This window comes from Psychromonas sp. MB-3u-54 (assembly GCF_002836415.1).
In the GTDB taxonomy this organism is placed as follows: Bacteria; Pseudomonadota; Gammaproteobacteria; order Enterobacterales; family Psychromonadaceae; genus Psychromonas.
The window spans coordinates 48,299-54,688 of record NZ_PJBP01000163.1; the positions used below are offsets into that span (position 1 = coordinate 48,299).

The following is a 6,390-nucleotide window of genomic DNA, read 5'->3' on the forward strand; positions in this document are numbered from 1 at the left end:
GTATTTTTATTTTAAAGGATTTTTTATGTCAAACCCTGCCATCACGCGCGCGCTTTTTGATCAAATTATGGTGCCCAATTATGCCCCTTTAGCAATGATCCCTGTTCGTGGTGAAGGCTCTCGTGTTTGGGATCAAGAAAATCGTGAATATATCGACCTAACGGGTGGTATTGCTGTGAATGCACTGGGCCATGCACATCCGGAATTAGTAGCAGTATTAACAGAGCAAGCTAAAAAACTATGGCATGTCAGTAATTATTATACCAATGAACCTGCTTTACAATTGGCACAGCAGATTATTGATAATACTTTTGCCGAAAAAGTTTTTTTTGCAAATTCAGGGGCAGAAGCCAATGAAGCCGCATTAAAATTAGCGCGTCGTTTCGCCTTTGATCATTACGGTAAAGAAAAAACTGAAATTATCGCCTTCCATCACGGCTTTCATGGACGAACATTTTTTACGGTCAGTGCAGGCGGTAGTGCAGCTTATTCCGATGGTTTTGGGCCCAAACCAGGCGATATAACACACCTGGATTACAATGATTTAAGCGCATTAGAAAATGCGATGTCCGATAGAACCTGCGCTGTTTTACTTGAGCCTCTGCAGGGTGAAGGCGGTGTTTTACCTATCGATAAATCCTTTGCTCAGGGTGTCCGTAAACTCTGTGATAAATATAATGCGCTAATGATTTTAGATGAAGTACAAACAGGTATGGGCCGCACCGGTTCATTATTTGCCTACATGGCATTAGGTGTGACCCCGGATGTGCTTACCTCGGCAAAATCCTTAGGAGCAGGTTTCCCTATTTCGGCAATGTTAACCTTGAATAAATTTGCCAGCTGCCTAACGGTAGGAACACACGGCACAACATTTGGCGGCAACCCGCTTGCTTGTGCCGTTGCCAGCAAAGCCTTTGAGTTAATCAATAGCGATCAAATCTTAAACGGGGTAAAAGAAAAAGAACATTTAATACGTCATGCTCTGGAGAAAATAAACCAACAATATGATGTTTTTAAAGAGGTTCGTGGGGCGGGTTTATTACTGGGAGTAGTTTTAAATAATCGCTATCAGGACCGAGCAAAAGATTTGCTGCTGGCAAGTGCAGATCAAGGTTTATTAGTACTGGCTGCAGGTGCAAATGTGATCCGTTTCGCACCCGCTCTCAACATCAGTAATCAAGAAATAGATCAGGCCATGGATAAATTTAAGCAAGCAGTAAAAATACTAACTGAATAATCTAATAACAGAAAATTGCAGCTAACTATCCTGTATAGTTAGCCAATAAAAATATATTAAAGTGGGAGCTCAAAAATGAGACGCGGATTAGAAATAGAATTTTGTCGAGTAACAGAAGCAGCTGCCCTAGCCGGTTATAAATGGTTAGGCCGAGGTGATAAAAACACAGCAGACGGTGCAGCCGTAGAAGCAATGCGTTTAACTTTCAACCAAATTGAGATTGATGGTGAAATCGTTATTGGCGAGGGTGAAATTGATGAAGCCCCTATGCTTTATATTGGTGAGCACGTTGGTACCGGCATAGGTGATACCGTTGATATCGCAGTCGATCCTATCGAAGGTACTCGCATGACCGCAATGGGTCAGTCTAATGCACTCGCAGTACTCGCGGTTGGCGAAAAAGGCAGTTTTTTACGTGCACCTGATATGTACATGGAAAAATTAATTGTGGGACCGAATGCTAAAGATGCCATTGATTTAAATCTCTCTTTAGAGCAAAATTTAAAAGCAATTGCAGCCGCATTGGATAAACCCTTAGGTCAATTAACCGTTGCTACCTTAGCCAAACCGCGTCATGACCGAATTATTAAAGAAATGCAGGGTTTAGGCGTGCGTGTTTTTGCCATTCCCGACGGTGATGTTGCTATTTCTGTATTAGCCTGTATGCCCGATAACCAAGTAGATGTATTGTATTGTATTGGTGGTGCACCTGAAGGTGTTATTTCTGCAGCGGTTGTGCGCGCATTAGATGGTAATATGCAGGCTCGCTTGATTCCTCGTCCGATGGTTAAAGGGGCAACAGAGGAAAATATCAAAATTGGAGCAGAAGAAACTGCACGTTGTGAAGCGGTCGGCATTGAAGTTAACAAAATTTTAAAACTCGAAGATTTAGTTAAAAATGATAATATAATTTTTTCTGCAACCGGTATTACTAAAGGTGATTTAGTTGAAGGCGTATCAGCAAATGGACGTTTAGCAACGACAGAAACATTATTAGTGCGCGGTAAGTCACGTACTATACGTCGTATCTGCTCCACTCATTACTTAGATAGAAAAGATCGAAAATTAAAAGATATCATTCTATAAAATTGATTTTTTAAAAGATCGGCATGCCGTTTCGCCTCTGCAAACGGCATGCAATAATGATCAATTACTTGTTTATTGATATAAACCTCTGCAACCCTAAGCCCAATCAATCAAAACAACACACTAGCTAAACTCTACTGTTTTTAACTTTAGAGATTCTATGAAATTTCCAGCCTTTAATCTCAATTGCTTTAAACGAAAGGAATATGCTACTTTCCTAGGTCATGATAAGCATTTGATTTTTAAGTAAGTAAAATTTCACTTCAAAGCCGCCAGAAAAAAAACTGCGGAATCAAGTTGAAAGCGCATTTGCAAAAGAAGAGAAAAGGCACTAAAAAAAAAGTGTTTATGCTTACTACTCAGAATAAATTAATAAGTCAAATTAGTATTATCTGCAAATGCATTATTTTATTGAGCCAATTTCCTTTATAATATGCTTTCAAAAACCCCCACCTCAGGATCGAATGATGACTGACCGTATTAAAATAAAAGAGATAGACAGCAGCAAGACAAGCGACGTTAAACAATATAATCCGAGCAACCGAATTTATGTGCGTGCCATGTATGGATTTTATCAAAAACTGCGTCGTTATACGGGCTGGGGATTAATTCTTGCATTTATTGCCTTACCGCTAATAAAGTGGAATGGGCAGCAGGCCATTTTATTTGATATTGCCGATCAACAGTATCATATTTTTAATATGACCCTGTTTCCACAGGATCTCACCCTGCTCGCCTGGGTCTTTATTATTGCGGCTTTTGCTTTGTTCTTTGTCACTACCTATTTGGGCCGAGTTTGGTGTGGTTATACCTGCCCGCAAACGGTTTGGACCTTTATCTTCATTTGGTTTGAGGAGCGTTGTGAAGGCAGTGCAAATAAACGTAAAAGATTGGATCAAATGTCCTGGAGCTTTAATAAAATTTGGCGTAAAGCGGCAAAACATATAGGTTGGATAACAATATCTTTACTCACGGGCTTGGCTTTTTCATCTTATTTTGTGCCTGTTAGCGAACTTTACCTCGACTTTTTCACCTTAAATAGCGGTTTTGCCACCACCACCAGTGTGCTCTTTTTTGCCGTGATCACCTACATCAATGCCGGTTGGATGAGATCCATTGTCTGCCTGCATATGTGCCCCTATGCCCGCTTCCAGTCAGCCATGTTTGATAAAAATACTTATATTGTCGGTTATGATGCGAAGCGCGGTGAAACTCGAGGCCCAAGAAGCCGCAAGGATTCCCCTAAAGAGTTAGGATTAGGGGATTGCGTTGATTGTGATCTTTGTGTGCAAGTATGCCCAACGGGCATTGATATTCGCAATGGCTTACAATATGAGTGTATTAACTGCGGGGCTTGTGTTGATGCTTGCGATTATACTATGGATAAAATGGGTTATCCGCGCGGGTTAATATCCTATACCACGGAAGAAAAATTAGCGGGTAAAAAGACCCGTGTATTACGCCCTAAAATTATCGCTTACGGGGCTTTATTATTAATAATGATCGCTGTATTTTTCATTAACATTACCAATTTAAGCAGTGCCGAAATGGAAATTCTCCGTGACCGTAATGTGTTATACCGAGAAAATAGTCAAGGGTTGACTGAAAATACATACACTCTAAAAATATTGAATAAAACCATAAAAACCCAAACCTACGATTTATCTTTTTCCGGTCTGAAAGACGCTCAGCTGCTTGGTCCTAAGCAAATTATTATAAAACCGGGCGAAGTATTAACCCAACCTATTTCAATTGCTGTCGATCCCTATGGGATTAAGAAAAACAAGATTTACATCACCATCACACTGAGCGGTGCGTCCGGTGAAATTGAAAATATAGAACAACAAACAACTTTCTTTCTTGGTTTATAAACAAAAAATATCAAGGGCCTTACCAAGCCCTTTTTTATCGAGTAATGCCCATGCAAGCAAATTTCAGTTACCAATCTCTCACACCTGAACTGCAACTTGATGCCTTGGCATCCATTGCTGTCTATCCTGAATCAGGATTAATATCACTTAATTCCTATGAAAACCGGGTGTCTTTATTTACCGATGAAAATAAAATTCGCTACGTAGTAAAGTTTTACAGACCCCAACACTGGAGTGAAGCGCAATTAAAAGAAGAGCACCAATTTTGCCAAGTCTTAGAGCAAAACGGCTGTCAAATTGCCTCACCCGTAGAAATTAACCAACAAACCTTGTTTTACTTCCAGGGTTACTATTTTGCACTGTTCAACAGTTTATCAGCACGCTCCATGGAGCTTGATAATATCGATATACTCTATGATGTGGGTTGCGCTTTAGGAAAAATACACCGTATTGGAGCCCAGGATAGCTTTAAACATAGAGAGCCTCTTAATATCCAAACTATGTTGTCAAACCCAATTAAAGCACTGCGGACAAGCCCTTATATTCCAAAATCTCTCCGCGATCCATTATTTTCCACACTCGATGCGCTTGAACTTGAAATAACAAAGCAATTTAATAACCACCAACATACAACAATCCGCCTACATGGCGATTGTCATGCGAGTAATATTTTACTCAAAGATAACTCGCCCTATTTTGTCGATTTTGATGATTGTAAAATGGGCCCTGCCATTCAGGATCTGTGGATTTTGCTGAGCGGTACAAAACCGGAGAAACAGCTGCAATTATCAATGTTATTAGAGGGTTACGAAGAGGAGTGTGATTTTAACCGGAATCAGTTATGCTTGATTGAACCGCTACGCACAATGCGTATCATTAGTCATGTTAACTGGATTAATAAACGCTGGTCGGATCCCGCTTTTCCTATTAACTTTCCGTGGTTTATAACGGATCAATATTGGAAAGAGCTGTTACAATCACTTAAAGATCAATTAATCGTCTTAAAGGAAGCGCCGATTTCTTTACAACCAAATTATTAAAGATAGTATAAACAGCGACTCATTTAACCTAAGGAACGACAATGAAAAAGATTTTTGCACTAATAACGGCCTTAATGATATTCCCATTTTCAGCACAAGCCTTTGATTTTGATGAAGGAGACCACTATGAAGTGGTCAAGCAAACAGCCACCGAAACCCCGGAAGTGAAAGAATTCTTTTCCTTTTTATGCCCACATTGTTTTAAATTTGAACCCTTGATGGCTAACCTTGAGCAAAAATTACCTGAGCAAGTAAAAATGAAAAAAGTGCATGTAAACTTTTTAGGTAAACAAATTGGCCCGGAGTTAACCTTGGCTTATGCCGCCGCAGAAATCCTCAAAGTAGAAGATAAATTTTCAAGCCTCGTTTTTGATCAAATTCATACTCAAGGTAAAGCGATTAATGGCCGAACAGACGTACTTGAGCTCTTTGAAAAAGCAGGCGTTGACCAACAGGAAGCAGAAAACGCATTAGCAAGTTTCCCGGTTAGCGGATTAGCATCGCAAATGAAACGGGATACCGAAACATTCAACATTCGAGGCGTGCCAACCTTAATTGTTAATGGTAAATATAAAGTAAATACAGGCTCAATCCGAAGTAATGAAGAGTTTGTTGCACTAGTCACTTTCTTAACCCAGAAGAAAAACTAATTATATATACCCATGATACTTCAAGATCCAAAGTCAGCAGGGAAAATTGTGCCGAGATGCTAGGCATAAAATTGAAATATAGTTATTCTACATAGAGATTTTATAACAAAACAGATTGGTACAATTTTCCTTGCCCTACGGGGCGCTAGCTCGAAAACCAGTGCTGCGAAAGGGAATAACCATTACTTCATGTTGCGTCTTGCTCTAGTCTCCGATCTTGCGCCTGACAAAGCATCTTGAAGTAACATGGGTATAATTAGAACAACAAGTTACCTAAACCACTTGATGAATGCTATAAAAGCATCTTGAAAAGCTTAGCAGAGAGAAAAGCCACCGCGCAAGCCCTCTTGATACTTGCTGCGCTGTGGTATAACGTGTCTTTGATAAGGGAATTTCCCATTTGAAAACCATCTTTAACAGCGCAGTTCAACTAAAAGCGGCTTTACTTGATCGTTATAATAAAAATGAGTCAATAAAAGCACAAATCATCGCGATTAGTGGTATTG

At 39.8% G+C, this 6,390-nt stretch carries 5 protein-coding genes; all 5 read left to right on the forward strand.

All coding sequences use genetic code 11. The annotated features are described in order from the left end of the window. The first annotated feature begins 25 nt into the window (after positions 1 to 25). The 5 genes from CXF72_RS12030 (at position 26) to CXF72_RS12050 (ending at position 5,884) form a co-directional block, all read left to right on the forward strand. Positions 26 to 1,237: an aspartate aminotransferase family protein gene (locus CXF72_RS12030; RefSeq protein ID WP_101039259.1), complete on the forward strand. Its 1,212-nt coding sequence runs from the start codon at positions 26 to 28 to the stop codon at positions 1,235 to 1,237. 75 nt (positions 1,238 to 1,312) lie between these two features. Then, entirely contained in the window at positions 1,313 to 2,323 is a 1,011-nt protein-coding gene (gene glpX, locus CXF72_RS12035; protein WP_101039260.1) for a class II fructose-bisphosphatase, read from the forward strand. A gap of 464 nt (positions 2,324 to 2,787) precedes the next feature. Further along, positions 2,788 to 4,194 (forward strand): cytochrome c oxidase accessory protein CcoG, encoded by a 1,407-nt coding sequence (ccoG, locus tag CXF72_RS12040; protein WP_101039261.1) that lies wholly within the window; start codon positions 2,788 to 2,790, stop codon positions 4,192 to 4,194. Positions 4,195 to 4,244: 50 nt separating this feature from the next. Then, positions 4,245 to 5,234: a serine/threonine protein kinase gene (locus CXF72_RS12045; protein WP_232784971.1), complete on the forward strand. Its 990-nt coding sequence runs from the start codon at positions 4,245 to 4,247 to the stop codon at positions 5,232 to 5,234. A 41-nt stretch (positions 5,235 to 5,275) separates the two neighbouring features. Beyond that, positions 5,276 to 5,884, forward strand: coding sequence for a thiol:disulfide interchange protein DsbA/DsbL (locus tag CXF72_RS12050; protein ID WP_101039263.1), 609 nt, complete (start codon positions 5,276 to 5,278; stop codon positions 5,882 to 5,884). Positions 5,885 to 6,390: the final 506 nt, after the last annotated feature.

What these genes read in the sequence shown, in the direction of transcription:
- CXF72_RS12030 (WP_101039259.1), top strand. Translation starts at nt 26, where the DNA reads ATGTCAAACCCTGCCATCACGCGCGCGCTTTTTGATCAAATTATGGTG.
- glpX (WP_101039260.1), top strand. Translation starts at nt 1,313, where the DNA reads ATGAGACGCGGATTAGAAATAGAATTTTGTCGAGTAACAGAAGCAGCT.
- ccoG (WP_101039261.1), top strand. Translation starts at nt 2,788, where the DNA reads ATGATGACTGACCGTATTAAAATAAAAGAGATAGACAGCAGCAAGACA.
- CXF72_RS12045 (WP_232784971.1), top strand. Translation starts at nt 4,245, where the DNA reads ATGCAAGCAAATTTCAGTTACCAATCTCTCACACCTGAACTGCAACTT.
- CXF72_RS12050 (WP_101039263.1), top strand. Translation starts at nt 5,276, where the DNA reads ATGAAAAAGATTTTTGCACTAATAACGGCCTTAATGATATTCCCATTT.